The sequence below is a fragment of the Caulobacter sp. LARHSG274 genome (assembly GCF_052871235.1).
In genome coordinates this window covers 86,208-105,851 of the sequence record NZ_JBIXJO010000002.1, presented here as the reverse complement: position 1 = coordinate 105,851, position 19,644 = coordinate 86,208, and the positions used below count along the sequence as shown (strand labels likewise).

The window sequence follows — 19,644 nt, the reverse complement described above, 5'->3', positions numbered from 1 at the left end:
CTGGACTTGGCTCGATCAGCGGCCTTGGTGGTGCAGACGCCGCCCACCAAAGTGCGTCAGACGTTCCAGAACTGGCGGGTCGTTCTGTTGGGGTCGGACACGACGCGCCACGGCGTATCGATGATCATCGTCTTGCGCTGGAGGGTATCGTAGCGCGGCCAAGCCAAGCTCTCTTGCGAAGGGTCGCCGGTGTGGGCGAAGTTGATCCAGGCCTGCATGGTCTGGACCGACAAGGCCTCCAGTTCGGGGCCCGACCCGATGAACTGACGCGGCGCGAGATTGCCGAACATCAGCGGCACCTCCGCCCCGTGCGGGCTTCTGAGCACGCGATCCATGACGCGGGGCTCATAATCGACGCGGTACATGTAGACCGGCGCGGCGCGCTGGGCGGCCTTGCGATCGGCCTGGAGCAGCGCATTTGTGCGTAGAATGGTGTCGGTCAGCAGCGAGGAGACCCAATAGGTGGGCGGATCGTTCGGCTGGGCGGCCCGATATACCTCGAAGGCCGCGGCCCCCCGCTCGCCCAGCACCGCATCGAAACGCTGGCGCGCCTGTTGGACGGTGAACTTTCCGAAGGCCGGATCGGTCACCAGAAACAGGGCCGCCTCATCCTTGGTGGTGCCGGTCATCAGCGGCACGTCTTGCGAAAGCATGGTGGCGACCGGATCAAACGGATGAGCCGGAACCGACCGCCCATCGACCATCGGCGCAAGGGTTCGCGAGCTGAGTCCCGGCGCCTTGGCCAGACGCACGCTCGAGGCGGCGGCGATCATCTTGCGAACATTGATCGTCTGTAGAGCGTGGACGTCAGATCGAGCCACGCCCAGCTTGGCCAGGGTTTGCTCGGCGATCGCCACGGCGTCGGCCTTTTCGACCAGCATCGGCGTGGCCCCGCTTTGCGCGATCGCCTTGTGGAACAGCCCCTTGGCGGGCGCGGTTCCAAGCAAGGCGCTAACCTTGGCGCCGCCGCCGCTCTGCCCGAAAATGGTGACATTGCGCGGGTCGCCGCCGAACGCTTCAATGTTGTCGCGCACCCATTGCAGAGCCAACACGATGTCCAGTTGGCCGCTGTTTCCGGAATCGGCGAAGTCGGGATGCAAATCGCCCAGGTACAGATATCCCAAGGCGTTGAGGCGCTGATTGAGCGAAACGACCACCAGATCGCCGCGTTGGGCCAGCGCAGAGCCCTCCGTCATTGGGTTCAGGCCCTGCCCCATCGCAAAGGCGCCGCCGTGCAGCCAGACCATCACCGGGCGCTTGCGGCGCGGCGAGGCCTCCGGCGTAAAGACGTTGAGAACCAGGCAGTCTTCGCTTTCCGGCTCATGAGCCGAGGTGTCCCGCACCACGGCCATCAGAATCGAGATGGCCGCAGATGGCGGCCCCGAAGCCCCCAAGGGCGCGCCGATCCCGTCCAGCACGATCGGTCCCTGGGGAGCTTGGGCTCCGGCCGCGAAGCAATCACGCACGCCGACCCAGGGTTTGGCCGGCTTGGGCGGCAGGAAGCGAAGCTTGCCTGTGTCCTCGCCATAGGGAATGCCGAGAAAGCGGGAAATAGTCCCGCTTCGCAGTCCGCGAACGCGCCCTCCGGCGGTATCGACCGACTCGGTCGGCATCGTATCGCCCTGCGCCATCAGGCGACCCGGGAGGGCTAGGCCAAGCCCTGCCGTCATGGCGCCGCTCATCAGCATCCGCCGCGAAGGATGACTGTCTGGCATCAATATTTCTCCCAGCCGGACGCCTGGCCCGCCGACCTGCGATACCCGGCTAGGCGGTGGAGGCTTGCCGCTTGTCCTCATTGGACTGAGCGTCGCAATGCCCGATCGATCGAGCGATCGCGTCGCGCAGACTTTGCTGCAGCGCGTAGGGTTCGATCAGATCAGACTGCGGAAAGACCAGGCCCACGACCATGGGCCGATCCTCGGGCAGACCGGGCAGCAGCACCGCGGCCATGTTGGCTTTCATGCCAAAACCGGCGGGGCCAAAGGCGTGATTTTGCCGGCGAAAGCCGTCCATTCGCGCCTGCAGGTCCGACGGGATGACTCGCGCCTCGGGGGGCGCCTCGGCGTTTATGCGATGGATAATCCCGCCGCGTTCGGGTTGCGGCATGCTGGACAAAAGCAACTGACCCGCGGCCGACTGGGTCAGACGCTCCACGGCGCCGCGATGAATTTCAACCGCGCGCGCCCCTGGAAAGGTCGCCTTGCCCGGTCGCCAGGCGCAGATCTGCACGCTCAATCCGACCATGGCGAAGAGGCCGACATCCAGGCCGGTTTGCGCGCGCAAGCGGTCCATCAGATCAACCAGCCGGCCTTCGCGCACGAAGTCCGGTTGCGGGCCGGTGCCCAACAACGCAGCCCGCGGACTAAGCCAGAAGGTGCGGGCCTTGCGATCATTATAGAGCAGGCCAAGATCGACCAGGCTGGCCAGCAGCTCCGAGGTGCTCGACTGAGGCCAATCAAAGCGATGAATGATCTCCGTCAGCTTGGCTGTTGGGTGATCCTCGTCGAAAAAATCCAATAGATCGATCACCCGTCGGGCGAACCGGGTCTTGTTTTCCTGAGCGCGCCGCATCCTCACCCCATTTTTTTGTTTTAGGCTGCATATTGGTAAGACCGATTTACCGATTACGCAAGTCGCTGAACGACGTAATGCATTCTTCAGGGCCGAAGGTCTGACGACCAACCTGTCCGGCGGGTGATACTAAAACCTATGTATTGCAGAGCTTTATCCGACCACCTTCCCCCTTTTCGAACCTAATGGGGAGGGCTTGAGCATGGTCGCAAAGTGTACGACCTGTGAGCGCATAACCACCTAACGGCAGATGCCGACCGGTCTTACCATCTGTTGCCAACAGTATCCCGGCCCGTTACCAATCATCCGTTCGACAAGGAAGCTGGCTCGACGGCTCGGCCAGGTCCGGCCGAACCGTCGCCGGGGCCAAGAACAAGGTCCGGCGCTCAAGCATAATCGCGTCGGGAGGGCGCACGACCAATGGACGTCGACCGTCGTGGAGCCGCATTGAAGCGCGTGATCGCCAGCTGGGCGCGCGGCCTCCCCACGCCGAAGATGACTTCGCCGGTCCGCGCCGCCTGCAGATCGTTATCGCGACAACACAGGCCCGGAGGACGCCACAAGGACGAGAATTGACGCGACCAGAGCTCCTCCCCTTCCGGGCGCGATTGGTCCCGGTGGGCGAAGACTGGCGATGCATACACAAACTGCGACGGTCAAAGGGCCGCGCGAACATTAGGGAAACACCATGGTTGAGACTTCCACCATCGCCATCGTCGGCGGCACGGGAAAGCTGGGGGCGGCGATCGGCCGGCGGCTGGCGGCCATCGGACACAAGGTGATCATCGGGTCGCGCTCAGCCGACGCCGCCATCGCCATGGCGACCACCTTGGGGTCGGAGGCTCGCGGCGCGAACAACGTCGAGGCGGCGGCCCTGGGCGACATCGTGATCGTCACCGTCCCATTCGCCGGCCAAGCCGAAACCCTGGCCCAGATTGCGCCGCATGTGACCGGGAAGATCGTGGTCGACACCACCGTCCCTCTGGTCCCGCCCAAGGTCATGCGCGTGCAACTGCCGTCGGAGGGCAGCGCGGCGGTGCGCGCCCAAGGGTTGCTGGGCCAGGGCGTGACCGTCGTTTCGGCGTTCCACAACGTCGCCGCCCATAAGCTGACGCATGTGGGCGAGGACGTCGATTGCGACGTGTTGGTGTTCGGCGACGACAAGGGTGCGCGCAGCCGGGTGATCGCTCTGGCCGACGACATGGGTCTGCGCGGCATCCACGGCGGCGCCCTGGCCAATTCGGCGGCGGCCGAGGCCTTGACCTCAGTGTTGATCCTGATCAACAAGACCTATCAGGTCGATGGTGCCGGGATCCGGATCACCGGACAGCTTGCCCAAGCCGACGGTTAGGCAAGTGATCGAGCTCCACCCCATCATGGCCATCGGCGAGGTCCGGCCCGGCGACGACCTGGCCGGCCTGCTCGCCCCCGCGCTGGCCGGTTTCGTATGCGATGGCGACGACATTCTTGTCGTGACGCAGAAGATCGTTTCCAAGGCCGAGGGCCGCTTTGTCGATCTCGGCGCGGTCACGCCCGGCCCGCAGGCGCTGGAACTGGCGGCCGTCACACACAAGGATCCGCGTCTGGTCGAGCTGGTGCTGGCCGAATCCGATGCGGTCGTCCGCGCGGTTCCCAACGTGCTGATCACCCGCCATCGCTCGGGCCATGTCGTGGCCAATGCCGGGATCGATCGCTCCAACCTTGGCCCGGGCGATCCGGAACGGGTCCTGCTTCTGCCAATCGATTGCGATGCATCCGCGGCGCGTCTGCGCGCCGCACTCGGCGCCTTGATGAGCTCGGCGCCGCGGATCGTCATCTCCGATAGCTTCGGCCGCCCATGGCGCAATGGGGTGATCAATGTCGCACTGGGCGCGAGCGGCTTGCCGGCCCTGATTGATCGTCGCGGCGAGATCGATCGCGACGGACGGGCGCTGGAAGTCACCCAGGTGGCGCTGGGCGATCTGGCCGCCAGCGCGGCCGGGCTGTTGATGGGCGAAGGCGCTGAAGGCGTTCCTGCCGTCTTGATCCGGGGCCTTTCGGCTCCAGACGAGCCCAACACCGCTTCCGCCCTGGTGCGGCCGGTCGAGCAGGACCTGTTTCGATGAGCGGGCGCGCCAGGAACGGGCGAGTTGTCGTCCTGACCGGAGGCGTGGGCGGGGCCAAGCTGGTCCTGGGTCTTTGCCACGCCCTGCCGGCTGAACAGGTGACGGCGATCGTCAATACGGGCGATGACTTCACCCACTTGGGCTTGGCCGTCTCCCCCGATATCGACACGCTGCTCTACACCCTGTCGGGCAAGGCCAACGCCGCCCAGGGCTGGGGACGCGAAGGTGAGACCTGGTCGTTCATGGAGGCGCTTCGCACACTTGGCGGGAAGGACTGGTTCCTGCTGGGCGACGGGGACTTGGCGCTGCACGTGGTGCGCACCCAACGACTACGCGCTGGCGAGCGGCTGTCCAGGATCATCGCCGACTTCGCGACGGCTTGGGGACTTGGCGCGCAGGTCCTGCCCATGACCGACGATCGGGTGGCGACCCAGTTGGAAACCGACGAGGGCTTGCTCGACTTCCAAGACTATTTCGTGCGCCGTCGGTGCGAGCCCCGGGTCCGCGCCGTCCGCTTCGCCGGGGCTGAAACCGCTGCGCCCGGGCCGGGGGTGATCGCAGCCATCACCGATCCCGACTGCCGGGCGATCCTGATCGCCCCCTCCAATCCCTATCTCAGTGTCGATCCGATCCTGGCGGTGCCGGGCGTCCGCGAAGCGCTGGGCCAGGCCTGCGCCCCGGTGTTGGCCGTCTCGCCGCTGATCGGCGGCAAGGCGGTGAAGGGTCCGACGGCCAAGCTGATGGACGAGTTGGGCGTGGAGACCAGCGTGGTCGCGATCGCCGAGCACTACCAGGGCCTGCTGGACGGGTTGCTGGTCGATGGCGGCGACGCCGCCGTCGATCTCGGCCTGACGCACGCTTTCGCCGACACCCTGATGCTGACCCTGGGTGATCGTATTCGCGTCGCCCAAGCCGCCCTGCAACTGGCCGACCAGGTGCGTCAGTGAACTGGCGCGCCGTGGTTCCGCTCAAGGCCCGCGGTCAGCGCAAGACCCGCCTGGCCGCCGCCCTGTCGGCGGAGGCACGCGATCTCTACAGCGAGCGAATGTTCGACCACGTGGCCTCGCAGTTGGCCGATTGTCCCGGGATCGACGAGGTGACGGTGCTGGCGCCCGCCAGGCCGCAAGGCTGGTCCGGAGCTTGGGCGCCGGATGGCGGCCTTGGACTCAATGCCGAACTGATGCGCTTGCGGGCGACACTGGGCGGCGCGCGAGTGTTGGTGGTGCATGCGGACCTGCCGTGGCTCTGCGCCGCGGACGTCGCCGCCCTGCTGCAGGCGACCCACACAGCCGACCTAGCCCTGGCGCCCGATCGGCATGGAAGCGGGACCAATGCGGTGGCCCTGGCTGGCGACCTGCCGTTCGGCTTCTGCTTTGGCCCGCAAAGCCTTGCCCTGCACAGGGTCCAACGCCCCGGTTGCGCGATCGTGGTGCGCCCCGGCTTGTCCTTCGATGTCGATACGCCCGAAGACCTGGCGATCATGCGGCGCACGCCCGCACGGGACGCCGTGGAAAGAAGCCGACTGGCGCCCGCCTAACGGCGCCGCGCACATGTACGAACCTCGCAAAAGGCGCTTTCGGCGCGCGACGTACGCACCGGCGTTTGATGTTTACCTCGCCTTGGCCGCCATGGCGCAACGCGGCCCGATCAGCGGGAAACCGCGCCCGCCGGCAAAGCCGCCCCGATCGTCTGGGCGAATGCGTGGGGATCCGAGATCATCGTCACGAAGACATCGCCCGACTTGGAGCCCGCGACCAGGGCCAGCGCGACGGCGCCAACCAGCAGCGCCAAGGCCAACAGGGCCATGATCGGCGATCGCGGCCGAGCAGTACGGGACGCGGGCGTGGGATAGTCTGTCGAAATCGACATCGTCGGCTCCCTCCGGGCTCCAAGCGATCTTTGTCGCTTTGGTCGTCATTGTCGTGGACCAGGGGGAGGCTACCCAGCTTTTACCCTTTTGCAAAATGACGCCGCCGAGCCCCCGGGACAAAACGACCGATGGACGATCAGCACATTTCGCCCATATATAAATATCACCCGCTTACAGGACCTAAATTTCTCCGAAACTCAAATCATGTCGTGAACAAGGAGAAGTATTTTAAGCGCTATATCGCAACTATTTATTCAATAAAACTTGAAGAGCTTGCGAGGACATCATGACCATACCCATTTCCAACCAAAACACCTGGAGCGGACCGTGCAACGGCGCGGGTTGCCGGCCTCGCCAGGGTCTGCGGATATCGCCGATCCTTGTCTCGATGCTGCGATCATTTCGCCGGGACGATAATGACCGCTTGGCGTCGTTATCTGGGCCGCAGACCAGATCGACGGTGGCAAGATCGCCGTCGTCCGCCGCGCTGGCCGTCCCCGCGACTCTTGCGTCGGCGGCGGGCGTGGAGGCCGATCTGGACACTGGTTCTCGCCGAGGAACATACAATGACCGAACGCAGGTTCGACGGCCGCGTGGCGGTAATCACGGGAGCTGGTCGGGGTCTGGGCCGCGAATATGCCCTCCTGCTGGCCTCCAGGGGCGCCAAGGTGGTCATCAACGATCCGGGCTCGGCGATCAGGGGTGAAGGCGTCGACGCCAACCCGGCCCAGACGCTCGTCCTGGAGATCCAGACGGCTGGCGGCGAGGCGGTCGCCTGTCTGGAGTCGGTGGCCACCCCTCAGGGCGGCGAAGCGATCGTCCAGACAGCAATCGACGCCTATGGCCAGATCGACATCTTGATCCACAACGCCGGCAATGTCCGCTATGGCGCGCTGGACGAGATCTCGCACGAAGACTTCAAGGCGGTCGTCGACGTCCATCTGATGGGGGCGTTCAATGTCGTGCGTCCAGCCTTTCCGATCATGGCCAAAGCCGGCTATGGCCGCGTGGTGCTGACCTCATCGGTCGGCGGGCTCTATGGCTCGGCGAACACCGTCAACTACGGCGTTTCCAAAGCCGGGATCATCGGGCTCAACAACATCGTGGCCATCGAGGGCGCGCCCAAGGGCGTCAGGTCCAACATTATCCTGCCCGGCGCTGTCACCCGAATGGCTGAAGGGCTGGACACCTCGGTCTATCCGCCCATGGGCCCGGAGATGGTTGCGCCCGTCGTCGGCTGGCTGGCCCATGAATCCTGCTCGGTCAACGGCGAGATGTACGTCTCGGTGGCCGGCCGGGTCGCCCGCGCCCTGATCGCCGAAACCCAAGGCGTCTACCGTCCGTCATGGTCGATCGACGATGTCGCCGATCAGATCGACGCCATCCGCGACGCCGACACCCAGGCGCTATGGATATTCCCCAGCGCGTCCGGCTACGCCGGACATCTTCAGCGCAGTTTCGAAATGGCTCGCAAGGGCTGACGTAGCGCGCTCCGGGCCTCGGCGCAGCGGGGCGCGCAAGCAAGGCGTCGAGCGCGGCCCGTGCCGGCCCGGCTCTCCAGCGCCACAAGGAGCAAGACAGGCCGTGCCAATAGGGATCGAGGACAGCTATGACAGGGGCTTGCTGGAGCCGCCCCTTCTGGACATGACGATCGCAGGCGCGCTCGACGCTGCGGTGCTGGCCCACGGCGACAGCCAGGCGCTTGTGGCGGTTCACCAGAATGTTCGGCTGACATGGTCGGGCCTGAGGGATCGGGTCGACGCTTTCGCCGCGGGACTGGTGAAACTTGGCGTCACGACAGGCGATCGGGTCGGTGTCTGGGCGCCCAATTGCGTGGAGTGGACGATTGCGCAGTTCGCAACCGCCCGGGTCGGCGCCATTCAGGTCAATATCAACCCCGCCTACCGAACAAGGGAACTGGCCTACACGCTAAAAAAGGTCGGCGTGAAGGTTCTGATCTGCACTTGGCAATTCAAATCCAGCGACTATGTGGCCATGGTCGAGGAGCTGCTCGGAACGGGAAACAGCCAAGGCCTCGCCGGCGCGGAGTTCTCCTTTCTTCAGCATCGCATCAAGATCGGCGGCCAGCCGCGAGAAGGTTGGCTCGACTTTGCCGATGTCGAAGGAAGCGGCGACGCCCAAGCGGGGCAAACGGTGAGCGGCTTGACGGCTCGACTGGATCCGTCAGACCCGATCAACATCCAGTTCACCAGCGGCACGACCGGCTCGCCCAAGGCCGCCACCCTGTCGCACCACAACATCCTCAACAACGCCTATTTGGTGGGCCTGCAGATGGGGTTGCGAGCGGGCGACCGCCTTTGCATCCCGGTGCCGCTCTATCATTGCTTTGGCATGGTCATGGGCAATCTGGCCTGTCTCGCGCACGGCGCGACCATGATCTATCCCTCCGAGGCCTTCGATCCGCTCAAGGTGCTGCAGGCGATCCAAGCCGAGCGCTGCACGGGCTTGCATGGCGTGCCCACGATGTTCATCGCCGAATTGGAACATCCTCAGTTCGATCAGTTCGACCTGTCGTCGCTGCGCACCGGGATCATGGCCGGTGCGACCTGCCCCGTCGAGGTCATGCGCAAGGTGGTCGATCGGATGCATATGGGCCAGGTCGGCATCGCCTATGGCATGACCGAGACCAGTCCCGTTTCCTTCCAGACCTCGACGGACGACCCGCTCGAGAGGCGCATCAGCACGATCGGCCGGGTTCAACCTCATCTGGAGGTCAAGATCGTTGATCCTGAAACTGGCGTGGTGGTTCCCCGAGGAACGGCGGGCGAGCTATGCACCAAGGGCTATGCGGTGATGCTCGGCTACTGGGATGACGCGGAAAAGACCGCCGAGGTCATTCGAGACGGCTGGATGCATACAGGCGACCTTGCGGTCCTGGACGCCGAGGGCTATGGCGCGATCGTGGGCCGCATCAAGGACATGGTCATCCGGGGCGGAGAAAACATCTATCCCCGCGAGATCGAAGAGTTTCTCTTTAGCCATCCGCTCATTGCCGACGTTCAGGTCGTGGGCGTTCCGGATCGGAAATATGGTGAAGAGATCTGCGCGTGGATCAAGCTGCGCGCCGGAGCAACGCCAGCCCAGTGCGATATTCCCGCCTTCTGCGCCGGCCGGATCGCGCACTATAAAATTCCGCGCTACGTCCGTTTCGTCGACAGCTTTCCCATGACGGTCACGGGCAAGGTTCAGAAATTCGAGATCCGCGAGGCGATGATCCGCGAACTGGCCGGTTAAACGCGCGGATGCGGTCAGCGCCCACACGACGCCCACCGCGGGCCAACGCCATTATCGGCTGCGATCACGAAGGATGCACAACCGCCTGGCGGCGGCGTGCGCCCTTGAGCGAGCGGCCCTCAGGTGAACTCGTCGACACGCCATTCATCCCGCCACTCGATGGTCAGCCGCCCCTCCCGGAAGATGATCGGCAGCCAGACGTAGCGGGAGATGGAGGTGTTCACGTTGGAGAGCGCCGCCGCAAGCGGAATGGCGTTGCGCTCGGCTTCCGTGAATGGCTGTCGCGGCTTGGCGGTCGCTTTTCGGATCGCACTGCGCACAGTCTCCGACAGCTCGCCGCTTTCGAAGTCGGGACGCCCGGTAAGCTGAGGCAGCCAGCGATCGGCCAGTGCGATGTAGAGATCCTTCTTGCGCGGATGCTTGAAGACGTAGCTGATCTGCGAATTGAACGAGCTGCGTGATCGGTCGGTGGGGTGAAGGTCGCCCAGCACGGCGAACGGGCCATGAAACCCGCTGGCCACAGCGACCTGGGTCGGGTTGGGGAAATAGCCGGTCATCCCGGAGCTGGTGAGATAGATCTTACCGCCGCGCTTGAAGCAGGCGATGCCTTCGGGCGTGTTTGGCGCGGATCCGCCGGGAAAGTGAGAACTGAACCTGTCGGTTACGTCGGTCCAGTCCTCGGTCAGTTCGACACAGATCACGTCCTTGTGGTCGTGCTCGAAGTACATGAACGCCTTGCCGGTTTCCTCGTCGACCACCAGATCGAAGTCGCCCGCCGCCATCCCGACCGGAAATAGCTCGCGATGCAGCATGGTGTAGGGGCCGGTGATCCGGTCGGCGACCATGACGGTGCGGAACTGCTTTCCGAGACCGGGGCGACGAATCTTGATCCAGCAGACGTATTTGCGTGTGCGCGGGTTGAAAAGGATGTGCGGCCGCTCGGGAAATATCTTCGGGCTCAACGGCGAGGTCGGATCCTGCGTGTCCGGCGGAATGAGCGGACCCAGGTCTTCCCAATTGTAGAGGTCTTTGGACCGGTAAAAGCGGACGCCCCAGCTTTCGACGCCCTGCTTGCCGTCGGTGAACTGCTTGTTCTCGCCGTACCAGTAGAAGCTGTCGCCGACGGCGATCACGGCGCCGGCATGGGCCTGGATCGGCTTGCCGTTGGTGTCCAGCCAGACCTCGCCCGGGCGGATGCTGTTCTGGCGGGGCGCGTTCCCGCGTCCGGCTGGCGCCCCCGACCCCGCGCATCCGCTCAAGACGGTGCCTCCAAGCAGCGAAGCCTGCGCCAGTAACCGGCGACGGTCGATCTCGATCATGGTTTGGCACCTACTTGCATGGGCAACAATACGGGCGGACGGCGGCACGACCAAGTAGAGAGCTGACGGTCCGATCGGCGTCGACGAGATCGGCGATGCGCCAATTGCAGCCGCTGTGACCTCGGCCACCACCGGATTAATATTAATCTAGGAAGCTCGGCCTGTGGCCGGTCTCCTCATAATGGTTTCGCCGCTCAAGCCACTCTTCGACCAGGGCCAACCTCCAACTCATGCGACGCCAAACCCGGGCCCAAACCGGCGGGAGGTAGATCGTCCTAGCAGACGCGCCGCCTCCGCCGGGGACTAGCGAGTCGCAAGGGCGAGCCGTCCGCGCAAGGCGGCCTCAGGCCGCGCAGCGATCCAGTGGCTCGAAGGCGGCGTTCGCAGGGACCCGCGCCATCGGCCGTGCGGTCGGCGCTGGTTTTGCCCCGGTCTTGTGGCGCATCAGCACCACCCCCGCCACGGCGGCGGCGAGCGCCAGAGCGACCACGACAACGACGTTCAGGCCCAAGCTCGGCAGGACCGACAGGCCCTTGCCCGCCAGATAGCCTGGCAAGACCAGGGCCCCGACCCAGACGAACGCCGAGGCGACATTGGCGATCTGGAAGCTGTGGGCTTTCATCCGCGCCATGCCGGCCATGACCGGCACGAAGGCGCGCAGTGGGCCGAAGAACCGGCCCAGAAAGATCGAGGCGACGCCATGGCGGCGCGAGAACAGGCGCGTGCGGGCGATCACCTGGCGGTGTGGGCGAAGAAACGGCAAGGCAAGCACCCCGCCGCCCAGGCGCCGGCCCAGGCCGTAGGAGACCGCATCGCCGAGCGCGGCGCCGGCGACCGACCACAGCACCACCGACACCGGATCCAGGGCGCCCGTGGCGATCAGGCCGCCCGCCAGCAGCATCAGGGCGGTGGCCGGCACGAAGGCGCCGATCAGCACCAGCGACTCCAGGAACGTCGCCACGCCGAGCACCAGGCCCGCCCACGCACGGTGGTCGGAGATCAGGGCGGACAGCGGGGCGAGATCGAAATGCATGGTCGGACGTCCTTGGGCCCAACCAACATGGGGAGCGGCGACACGGTTGCGAGACCGGTCGGTATCATCGAGTGTTAAAAACGTCGGCTGTGGCCGATCCGCATCAGACGTTCGCCCAAGTCGCCGCGAACCCGCTTCGTCAGATTCCGCCGGTCCGCTGCCCGCTCGCCGCCGCCGACCGATCAAGTGGCGCCGCTGAGATGATCGCGCGAAACTCGTCAAGGATCCCCCACACGTACCGCGCAAGGAAGAACAAGCCGGAGGAAAGGCTTCGCCCACTTAGGCCACTCTTCGATCTGGAGATTGGGCTGCGGCGGCCGCCTCAGCTGCGACAGCCTTCCAGCAGTCCAAGACCTCAGCGGCATAAACCACTCTCCTTCCAATCTTCTGGAAGGGCGGCCCAACGCCCATCCATCGATAGGTCTGGAGCGTACCCACGGTCATGCCCAAGTGCACCGCCGCAGCCCGCGTATCGAGCCATCGTGTCCTGACGATGTCGCCTAAAATGCTGCTGATTGGCGCGATCTCCTCAGGCTCGGCCTCCAGGAGTTTGATCACGCCACCATCCTCTTTGCTTGCCGTTCCGGGGTCCAAAAGCACGGCAATCTGACCAGATATCCGCTCCGCTGCATGCTTCACGGGCTGGTTGGTCAGGTGCGCATAGCGTTCGGTGGTTTTTGAACTCCTGTGGCCCAGCAGTGCGCCGATGATCAGCAGACTGTCGCCGCTGACCGCACCGAAGCTGGCAAAGGAGTGACGCAGATCGTGGAGGCGCGTGTCTTCCAGGCCAGCGGCCTTTCTGACCCGCTCCCAGACCGCTTGCAGGTCTACCACGTGACCCAGCCCGTTTCGGCCGGGCATGACATAGGGATTGCCGTCGACGGGCGGGATTGTTCTCAAGACCTCCAAAACCGCCGCGCCGACCTGAACAACCTTCGCCCCAGTCTTGCTGTCCGGGAGACGAAGGCAACTATTGGCCTGGTCGATGTAAGAGCGCTTGAGCGTCAGGATCTCGTTGCGCCGGCAGCCGGTCAGCGTGAGCAGCCGTATGGCCGCTATGGCGTAGGGGCTCTCCACACCGATCGCCTCGGTCGCCGCCAACACCTCACCAAGGCGCACCAGTTCGGCGGGCGACAGGAAGCGCTCGATCCTGCGCTCCTGGAAGCGGCGAACCCCGATTGCCGGGTTGTCGGCCCGAACGCCTCGACCGACGCCAAAGCCGATGGCGGCGCTAAGGGTGCGCACCGCGCTGTTGGCCGCGCCCTTGCCGCCGCGCACGCGCGACAGGCCCCGCTTCTTCCGGGTTTTGGCTGTTTTGGTCGTGAACCCTGCGGCGACATCGAGAAGGAGGCGCTCGATATCAGCCCGGCCTAGGGTCGCGGCCTTGCGGGCGCCCAGAATGGGTTTGATGTGGTTTTCGATGTCGGCCCGGGCCGCTTCGACCGAACTGGCTTTCCGTGTCGCCAGACCCACAACCAAGTAGAGGTCGCACAGCTCCGCGACCGTGAGATCCATGCGCTTTTCGATCTTCTCGGCCTGGACGTCGATCTTGCCCGCCACGCTGCCCAGCAGGCGGATCGCCTCGCTGCGCGCCGTCTCGGGCGTCCAGGGGGAGCCATGCTGACCAATGGCGTAACGACGCGACCGCCCCTCATGGCGATATTGCAGCACATAGCTCTTGTGCCCCGTCACGCGCACGCGAAGGCCAAGGCCGGCGACCTGACTATCCCAGACGAAGTAGTCAGCCTTCTCGGGCGCCAGCCCATCGATCAGCCGCAGGGTGATTTTGGTTCGACTACGCAATTTTTTGCCCCTCCTAATGGAAGCGGACCAAAACGGCGAGGTCGGACGTGACGACCGCCGGGGCAAATCCCGGTAAGCGCCCGGTAAGCGCCAGGAGGGAAACCACGGAAATGCCGATCGCAGGGGCGGCGGAGTAACACAATGATTTTGCTGCGCTATTCGCGCCGCGGAAAACAAAGAGAAACAATCGGCGGGCCGCCGAGCCGGGTTGGTAAGGCTGAGGTCGGCAGTTCAATCCTGCCCGGCGGCACCATCGGGACCCAAAGCAATTCAAGGCTTTGGGTCCCGACCAGTTCACAGACATCGTCATCGAAGAGGCTCCAGTAAGCACGGGGTAAGCGCGGGTTCGTTTGGCGACGCCTCGACATGTCTCGGCATCTCCGCTTTCCGGCAAGTCCCATGGGCTCCGGAAGGTTCTAGGCGCCGGCCAGGCTCAAACCGGCCGGTCGCCTAGTCCCTGGCCAGATAGACCCCGCGCGCGATCGCCCGGGCCAGGCAGTCGGCGAGCGCAGAACCGATGCGGGCGATGCGGCGCAGGCGCTCGTCCTGGCCCAGGTCGATCTCGCCCGAGGCCAGGGCGAACACCACGTCGCCGTCGAACGGCGTGTGCGCGGGCCGGACGGCGCGCGACAGGCCGTCCTGGGCCATCATCGCCACGCGCTTGCACTCTCCGGCGGAGAGGGCGGCGTTGACGGCGACCACCGCCAGGGTGGTGTTGGCGCCGGGCGCAAGACGGCCCTGCCCGGCCAATCGCGTGTCGTCGGGCATCGGCTCGATGGCGCCGGCCTCGCCGCCGGGCGCGCGACCGCCGAACTCGCCGTCGATCTCGAACGGCCAGGCCCAGAACGTCCGGCCGTCCGGCATGAACACCGAGCCGATCGGATTGACCGCCGCCAGGGCGCCGACCATCAGACCCTCGCCCAGGTCCAGCGAGGCCGAGCCCAGCCCGCCCTGGACCAGTCCCGCCCGCGCTCCCCGGCCGGCGCCGAACGCGCCCAGCTCGAACGCCGGGCCCGCCGCGCCCACGGCTTCCGCGCCCAGCCGGCGATAGGGCGGATCCAGCCCCCAGGCCTTGTCGCCGCCATTGGCCAGGTCGTAGAGCACCGCGCCGGGGACGATCGGCACCCTGGGCGCGCCGGGACGGACCATCAACCCCTCGCCCCTGGCCGACAGCGCCGCGACCACGCCGTCCGCCGCCCCCAGGCCGAACACCGAGCCGCCGGACAGGGTCACCGCATGGGCCGTGGCGTAGCCGTTCTCGGCCGACAGGGTCTCGGTCTCGCGCACGCCCGGTCCGCCGCCGCGCACGTCGACGCCCGCCGCCCAGCCGCCCGGACACAGCACCACGGTCACGCCGCTGCGCACGCTCTCGTCGGTGGCGTTCCCCACGCTCAGCCCCGGGACGTCGGTGATCAGGTTGCGGGGTCCGGGACGATACAAGGCAATCACCCTTCGAGGATTCGTGGCGCGACGTCTTTTAGCCGACGCAGCCGGCCGGCGGGCGGAAAACGACTTCGCCGCCGCGCGGCCGACTGTAGGCTGGTCCGGTTCGAGTCTCGCCTTCCGGAGTTCCCATGACCGACCTGCCGGATCTCTCCGCCGTCGCGCTGCTAAAGCTCTATCGCGACCGACGCGCCTCGCCCGTCGAGGTGATGGCGGCGGTCCTGGCCCGGGTCGAGGCGCTGGAGCCTCGGCTCGCCGCCACCTGGGCGCTGGACCCCGACGCGGCCCTGGACGACGCACGCGCCTCCGAGGCGCGCTGGGCCAGGGGCGCGCCGATGGGTCCGCTGGACGGCGTGCCGGCGACGGTCAAGGAGCTGATCGCCACCCGGGGCGTGGCCAAGCCCCTGGGCAGCGCGGCCACCGACCTGACGCCCGAGCCCGCCGACGCGCCCCCGGCGGCGCGGCTGCGCGAAGCCGGGGCGGTGATCTTCTGCAAGACCACCTCGCCGGACTTCGGGATGCTGTCGTCGGGCCTGTCGAGCTTCCACAGGCTGTCGCGCAATCCCTGGGATCTGAGCAAGACGCCGGGAGGCTCCAGCGCCGGCGCCGGCGGCGCGAGCGCGGCGGGCTATGGTCCCCTGCATCTGGGCACCGACATCGGCGGCTCGATCCGCCTGCCCGCCGGCTGGTGCGGCGTCTACGGGCTCAAGCCCAGCCATGGCCGGGTGCCGATCGACCCGCCCTATATCGGCCGGGTCGCCGGTCCGATGACCCGCACCGTCGCCGACTCCGCCTTGATGATGAGCGTGCTGAGCGCGCCGGACTGGCGCGACCACATGAGCTTGCCGCCGGCCGCCATGGACTGGACGGACCTGGACATCGACCTTAAGAACCTGCGGATCGGCTTGATGACGGACGCCGGAGCCGGCGCTGCGCCCGAGCCCGAGGTCCTGGACGCCGTCACCGCCGCCGCAGGCCTGCTGGAGGCCCAGGGCGCGATCGTCGAGCCGTTCGCCCCCTTCCTGACCCGGGAGATGCTGGACGGACTGGACCTCTTCTGGCGCGTGCGGTCATGGAACGACATCGGCGCCCTGCGTCCCGAAAAGGCCCGGCTGGTCCTGCCGTACATCGACGCCTGGGCGCGGGCGGCGCGGGACGCCGACGGCCTGTCGGTCTATCGCGGGTTCCACCAGATCCACCGCATGCGCGAGGCGGGGGCCCGGGCGTTCCAGTCCTACGACTTCGTGCTCTCGCCCACCGCGCCGATGCCCGCCTTCGCCGCCGACCTGCCCTCCCCGACCAACGATCCGAGCCGGCCGTTCGAGCACATCGCCTTCACCGCGCCGTTCAGCATGACCGAACAGCCGGCGGCCTCGATCAATTGCGGCTACACCGCCGACGGCCTGCCGATCGGCCTGCAGATCGTCGGTCGGCGGTTCGACGACCTCGGCGTGTTGCGGCTGTCACGCGCCTACGAACGCCTGCGCCCCGCCCAGCGCCCCTGGCCAAGCCTGCAACCCGTCCCATAAAGGCGATCCGCGCCCGCCCCGGCGATGACAGGTCTCCAGCAGGAAGTCCGTCACGGCCGTCATGAACGCGCCGGGTCGCTCGACATTGAGCATGTGGACGCCCGGCAGCATCAGGAGCCGGGCCCCGGGAACAGCCTCGGCGATCTCCTGGCTGTGGCTGGCCAGGGTGACGGTGTCCTGCCGGCCGCCGATCACCAGGGTCGGGGTGGTGATCACCGGCAGCGACCGCCGCAGGTCCAGGTCGCGCACGGCCGCGAAACAGCCGGCCAGGCCGATCTTGGACGTGCCCAGAACCATCGCCCTGAAGGCCGCGACGGTCTGAGGCTGGCTATCGAACATTTCGGCGGGAAACCAGTTGCCCATGAACATGTCGGCCGTCGCCTCCAGGTCGTGGCTGGCCAGGGTCCGGGCGACAAGATCGTCGAAATAGGCCGCCGGCTCCAGATGGGCGGCGGTGTTGGAGAGCACCAGGCGCCTGAGGCGCTCGGGCGCGCGGATCGCCAGCCACTGACCGATCATGCCGCCGAGGGAGAGTCCGCAAAAATGGACCGCCCCCACGCCCAGTCCGTCGAGCAGCTCCACGACGTCGCGTCCCAGCCGGTCGATCGAATAGGCGCCGACAGGCGGGTCGGACCCGCCATGGCCGCGGATGTCGTAGCGCAGCACCCGGAACGACCTGGCCAGGTCCGCGACCTGGCCGTCCCACATCCGGTGATCGGTGGCGATCGAGTTGGACAGCACCAGGACGGGCAGGTGTTCGGCCCCGTCCAGGCGGTAGGCGATCCGGCAGCCGTCGCCGGTGGTGAAGTGATGGATCTGCGTCATCTGGAGCCTCGCGTCTCGGCGGGCGACCTCGCCCGATGCGGACAGTCCTAGGCGTCGCCGTGGCGCTGAAAAATTACTATGATCGAGCAGTCTTTGTAGAAATATCCGACAATGAACGATCTCAAGCTGCACGACCTGCAATGCTTCAACGCCGTGGTCCGCGCCGGCGGCTTCCAGGCCGCGGGGCTGGCGTTGAACCGGTCTCATCCGTCGGTGTTCGCCGCGGTCGCCCGGCTGGAGGCGCGGCTGGGGCTCACCCTCCTGGATCGCGGCGGCTATCGCGTGACCCTGACCGAGGCCGGCCGGCTCTTCCACGCCCGCGCCGGCTTCGCGCTTCGGGAAATCGACAATCTCGCCGCCTACGCCCGGCAGTTGGCCAGCGGCGAGGAGACCATGCTGCGCGTAGTGATGGGCGATCTTTGCCCGCGCCCGCGCCTCCTGGCCTTGCTCGGGGCCTTCTTCGCCGGGCGCGAGGCCACCCGACTGCACCTGGACTACGACGCCGTCGGCGGCCCCGTCGAACGCCTGCTGGAGGGCGAGGCCGACCTGATCTTCCATCGCGCGTCGCCGTCGGATCCACGCCTGGAGGTCCTGCCGCTGGGCGAGATCGTGTTCGTGCCGGTGGCCGCGCCCGGCTTGCTGCCGTTCGCTCCCTCGCCCGAACTGACGCCCGACCGGCTGCGGCCGTTCACCCAGTGCGTGATCCGCGACACCGCCCGGCGCAGTCCGCCCGAGGACTTCTTCCTGATCGAGGGGGCGCCGCAATGTTCGGTTCCCGACCACGGCATGAAGAAGGAGCTGATCCTCCACGCCATGGCCTGGGGGCATCTGCCCGCCTTTCTGATCGAGGACGAGCTGGGCAGCGGCGCGCTGATCTCGCTGGCCGGACCGCACCTTCCCGGCCGTCGGGAGACCTTGTCGGCCGCCCGTCGGCGCGACCGCCCGCACGGCCCGGTCGCCGAGGCGCTGTGGACCTTCCTGCAAGACGAGGCGCAGGCTCCAATGGTCTGAGAACACAGGGCCAGCGGGGCAATGCCAGCGCGATTGGCCACGAGGGCGGAGGGGAATCCCCAAACGGACTCATAAGTCCCGATCAATCCACCAGGTCCCCGTCAGGGAACCGGCCGGTCTCGGGAAACCATATTTTCGTCAAAACCCGTCTTCGGCCGCCCGTCAGACCTTGGGCAGGTCATAGCGCGCCGTCATGGGCAGCAAGCCCAACTGCTGCATCATGCCGATGTCGTCGCGGCTGGCGCGATGCTCAATGATCAGGTCATCCTTCAGGGTGTACCAGTGGATCGACTGGACCTTGATCTTCTTGCCGGTCGGCGGCACGCCCACCAGCAGACCGCCGTTGAACGGGATCTTGCTCACCCCCAGATGCGTGCCGGTATTGATCTGGCGCATCACCACCTCGTCGCCGGCCGCCATCAGGTCGAACTCCTCGGAATGGTAATCGGGGAAGGTGCTCAGGATGTCGGTGACCACCCGCGTGAGGCCGGCCCGGCCCACGGCGACGCCGTGGTTGCGGGTGTCGGGCGCAAAGGCCTGGACCGACTCGTCGATCTTGCCCTGGTTGAGCAGCATGTTCTGGCGGCGGACGGTCGCCGCATTGCGAGCAGCCAGCGCCGTGGCTTCGATGTGACTGGTGGGAATGTCGGGGACTGGCGGCGGAAACTTCGGCGCCTGGCCAGGCGCGGCCGGCGTCTGGGCCCGTGCGGCTTCAGCCAGGGGAAGCCAGGCAGTGAGGGTGAGCAGCCAACGGCGGTTCAGGCGCATGGGACGTCCTCTTGAATGCCGCATCTTCGGACAACCGTAGGTCCGCGCAATGGAAAAGACGCGTTGAACCTTGGGCGGAACGCACGGCGCCGAGATCCTAAACAGACGGGTG

General features: G+C 66.4%; 17 protein-coding genes and 1 tRNA gene. 9 read left to right on the top strand and 9 right to left on the bottom strand.

Features of this window, described 5'->3' with window-relative positions:
- Window positions 1-56: 56 nt before the first annotated feature.
- Together ACIPQB_RS04845 and ACIPQB_RS04840 are read right to left on the bottom strand one after the other, a co-directional pair.
- Entirely contained in the window at window positions 57-1,682 is a 1,626-nt protein-coding gene (locus ACIPQB_RS04845) for a carboxylesterase/lipase family protein (protein ID WP_446484081.1), read from the bottom strand.
- Between the two features lie 82 nt (window positions 1,683-1,764).
- Window positions 1,765-2,571 (bottom strand): helix-turn-helix domain-containing protein, encoded by an 807-nt coding sequence (locus tag ACIPQB_RS04840; protein ID WP_446484080.1) that lies wholly within the window; start codon window positions 2,569-2,571, stop codon window positions 1,765-1,767.
- Between the two features lie 688 nt (window positions 2,572-3,259).
- Here ACIPQB_RS04840 and npdG point away from each other — a divergent pair.
- Genes npdG through cofC form a run of 4 tightly spaced genes read left to right on the top strand, consistent with a single transcriptional unit; the run spans window position 3,260 to window position 6,213 of the window.
- Window positions 3,260-3,922, top strand: coding sequence for an NADPH-dependent F420 reductase (npdG, locus tag ACIPQB_RS04835; RefSeq protein WP_446484079.1), 663 nt, complete (start codon window positions 3,260-3,262; stop codon window positions 3,920-3,922).
- A gap of 4 nt (window positions 3,923-3,926) precedes the next feature.
- A complete protein-coding gene (cofE, locus tag ACIPQB_RS04830; RefSeq protein ID WP_446484078.1) occupies window positions 3,927-4,676 on the top strand; it encodes a coenzyme F420-0:L-glutamate ligase in 750 nt (249 codons plus the stop codon).
- Entirely contained in the window at window positions 4,673-5,623 is a 951-nt protein-coding gene (gene cofD / locus ACIPQB_RS04825) for a 2-phospho-L-lactate transferase (RefSeq protein ID WP_446484077.1), read from the top strand. The genes cofE and cofD overlap by 4 nt, the downstream gene beginning before the upstream one ends.
- Window positions 5,620-6,213, top strand: coding sequence for a 2-phospho-L-lactate guanylyltransferase (cofC, locus tag ACIPQB_RS04820; RefSeq protein ID WP_446484076.1), 594 nt, complete (start codon window positions 5,620-5,622; stop codon window positions 6,211-6,213). Before cofD ends, cofC begins: the two co-directional genes overlap by 4 nt.
- A 110-nt stretch (window positions 6,214-6,323) precedes the next feature.
- On the opposite strand, the gene ACIPQB_RS04815 is transcribed toward cofC, so the two are convergent.
- Window positions 6,324-6,482: a hypothetical protein gene (locus ACIPQB_RS04815; protein WP_446484075.1), complete on the bottom strand. Its 159-nt coding sequence runs from the start codon at window positions 6,480-6,482 to the stop codon at window positions 6,324-6,326.
- Between the two features lie 630 nt (window positions 6,483-7,112).
- Here ACIPQB_RS04815 and ACIPQB_RS04810 point away from each other — a divergent pair.
- Window positions 7,113-8,027: an SDR family NAD(P)-dependent oxidoreductase gene (locus ACIPQB_RS04810; RefSeq protein ID WP_446484074.1), complete on the top strand. Its 915-nt coding sequence runs from the start codon at window positions 7,113-7,115 to the stop codon at window positions 8,025-8,027.
- Window positions 8,028-8,130: 103 nt separating this feature from the next.
- Window positions 8,131-9,801: an AMP-binding protein gene (locus ACIPQB_RS04805; RefSeq protein WP_446484073.1), complete on the top strand. Its 1,671-nt coding sequence runs from the start codon at window positions 8,131-8,133 to the stop codon at window positions 9,799-9,801.
- Window positions 9,802-9,920: 119 nt separating this feature from the next.
- On the opposite strand, the gene ACIPQB_RS04800 is transcribed toward ACIPQB_RS04805, so the two are convergent.
- The 3 genes from ACIPQB_RS04800 to ACIPQB_RS04790 all read right to left on the bottom strand — a co-directional run bounded on the left by ACIPQB_RS04800 (window position 9,921) and on the right by ACIPQB_RS04790 (window position 13,956).
- Window positions 9,921-11,120, bottom strand: coding sequence for a family 43 glycosylhydrolase (locus ACIPQB_RS04800; protein WP_446484072.1), 1,200 nt, complete (start codon window positions 11,118-11,120; stop codon window positions 9,921-9,923).
- Between the two features lie 343 nt (window positions 11,121-11,463).
- Entirely contained in the window at window positions 11,464-12,153 is a 690-nt protein-coding gene (locus ACIPQB_RS04795; protein WP_446484071.1) for a DedA family protein, read from the bottom strand.
- 279 nt (window positions 12,154-12,432) lie between these two features.
- Entirely contained in the window at window positions 12,433-13,956 is a 1,524-nt protein-coding gene (locus ACIPQB_RS04790; RefSeq protein ID WP_446484070.1) for a tyrosine-type recombinase/integrase, read from the bottom strand.
- Between the two features lie 194 nt (window positions 13,957-14,150).
- Here ACIPQB_RS04790 and ACIPQB_RS04785 point away from each other — a divergent pair.
- Window positions 14,151-14,209 (top strand) — tRNA-OTHER (locus ACIPQB_RS04785).
- Window positions 14,210-14,406: 197 nt separating this feature from the next.
- On the opposite strand, the gene ACIPQB_RS04780 is transcribed toward ACIPQB_RS04785, so the two are convergent.
- The gene (locus tag ACIPQB_RS04780; protein ID WP_446484069.1) at window positions 14,407-15,396 is read right to left on the bottom strand and encodes a P1 family peptidase; all 990 of its coding nucleotides are present in this window, start codon (window positions 15,394-15,396) and stop codon (window positions 14,407-14,409) included.
- Window positions 15,397-15,530: 134 nt separating this feature from the next.
- Here ACIPQB_RS04780 and ACIPQB_RS04775 point away from each other — a divergent pair, with 134 nt between their 5' ends.
- Window positions 15,531-16,928, top strand: coding sequence for an amidase (locus tag ACIPQB_RS04775; protein WP_446484068.1), 1,398 nt, complete (start codon window positions 15,531-15,533; stop codon window positions 16,926-16,928).
- Here ACIPQB_RS04775 and ACIPQB_RS04770 read toward each other — a convergent pair.
- Window positions 16,863-17,753, bottom strand: a complete 891-nt coding sequence (locus tag ACIPQB_RS04770; RefSeq protein WP_446484067.1) for an alpha/beta fold hydrolase — start codon at window positions 17,751-17,753, stop codon at window positions 16,863-16,865. The two genes, ACIPQB_RS04775 and ACIPQB_RS04770, sit on opposite strands and share 66 nt — an antisense overlap.
- A gap of 111 nt (window positions 17,754-17,864) precedes the next feature.
- Between ACIPQB_RS04770 and ACIPQB_RS04765 the strand changes: the two genes are divergently transcribed.
- The gene (locus tag ACIPQB_RS04765; RefSeq protein WP_446484066.1) at window positions 17,865-18,764 is read left to right on the top strand and encodes a LysR family transcriptional regulator; all 900 of its coding nucleotides are present in this window, start codon (window positions 17,865-17,867) and stop codon (window positions 18,762-18,764) included.
- Window positions 18,765-18,926: 162 nt separating this feature from the next.
- Here the strand turns inward: ACIPQB_RS04765 and ACIPQB_RS04760 are convergent, their stop codons facing one another.
- A complete protein-coding gene (locus tag ACIPQB_RS04760; protein WP_446484065.1) occupies window positions 18,927-19,532 on the bottom strand; it encodes an ester cyclase in 606 nt (201 codons plus the stop codon).
- Window positions 19,533-19,644: the final 112 nt, after the last annotated feature.

Bases quoted from the DNA above. Each gene is read 5' to 3' on its own strand.
- ACIPQB_RS04845 (WP_446484081.1), bottom strand. From the start codon at position 1,682: ATGAGCGGCGCCATGACGGCAGGGCTTGGCCTAGCCCTCCCGGGTCGC.
- ACIPQB_RS04840 (WP_446484080.1), bottom strand. From the start codon at position 2,571: ATGCGGCGCGCTCAGGAAAACAAGACCCGGTTCGCCCGACGGGTGATC.
- npdG (WP_446484079.1), top strand. From the start codon at position 3,260: ATGGTTGAGACTTCCACCATCGCCATCGTCGGCGGCACGGGAAAGCTG.
- cofD (WP_446484077.1), top strand. From the start codon at position 4,673: ATGAGCGGGCGCGCCAGGAACGGGCGAGTTGTCGTCCTGACCGGAGGC.
- ACIPQB_RS04815 (WP_446484075.1), bottom strand. From the start codon at position 6,482: ATGGCCCTGTTGGCCTTGGCGCTGCTGGTTGGCGCCGTCGCGCTGGCC.
- ACIPQB_RS04810 (WP_446484074.1), top strand. From the start codon at position 7,113: ATGACCGAACGCAGGTTCGACGGCCGCGTGGCGGTAATCACGGGAGCT.
- ACIPQB_RS04800 (WP_446484072.1), bottom strand. From the start codon at position 11,120: ATGATCGAGATCGACCGTCGCCGGTTACTGGCGCAGGCTTCGCTGCTT.
- ACIPQB_RS04795 (WP_446484071.1), bottom strand. From the start codon at position 12,153: ATGCATTTCGATCTCGCCCCGCTGTCCGCCCTGATCTCCGACCACCGT.
- ACIPQB_RS04775 (WP_446484068.1), top strand. From the start codon at position 15,531: ATGACCGACCTGCCGGATCTCTCCGCCGTCGCGCTGCTAAAGCTCTAT.
- ACIPQB_RS04770 (WP_446484067.1), bottom strand. From the start codon at position 17,753: ATGACGCAGATCCATCACTTCACCACCGGCGACGGCTGCCGGATCGCC.
- ACIPQB_RS04765 (WP_446484066.1), top strand. From the start codon at position 17,865: ATGAACGATCTCAAGCTGCACGACCTGCAATGCTTCAACGCCGTGGTC.
- ACIPQB_RS04760 (WP_446484065.1), bottom strand. From the start codon at position 19,532: ATGCGCCTGAACCGCCGTTGGCTGCTCACCCTCACTGCCTGGCTTCCC.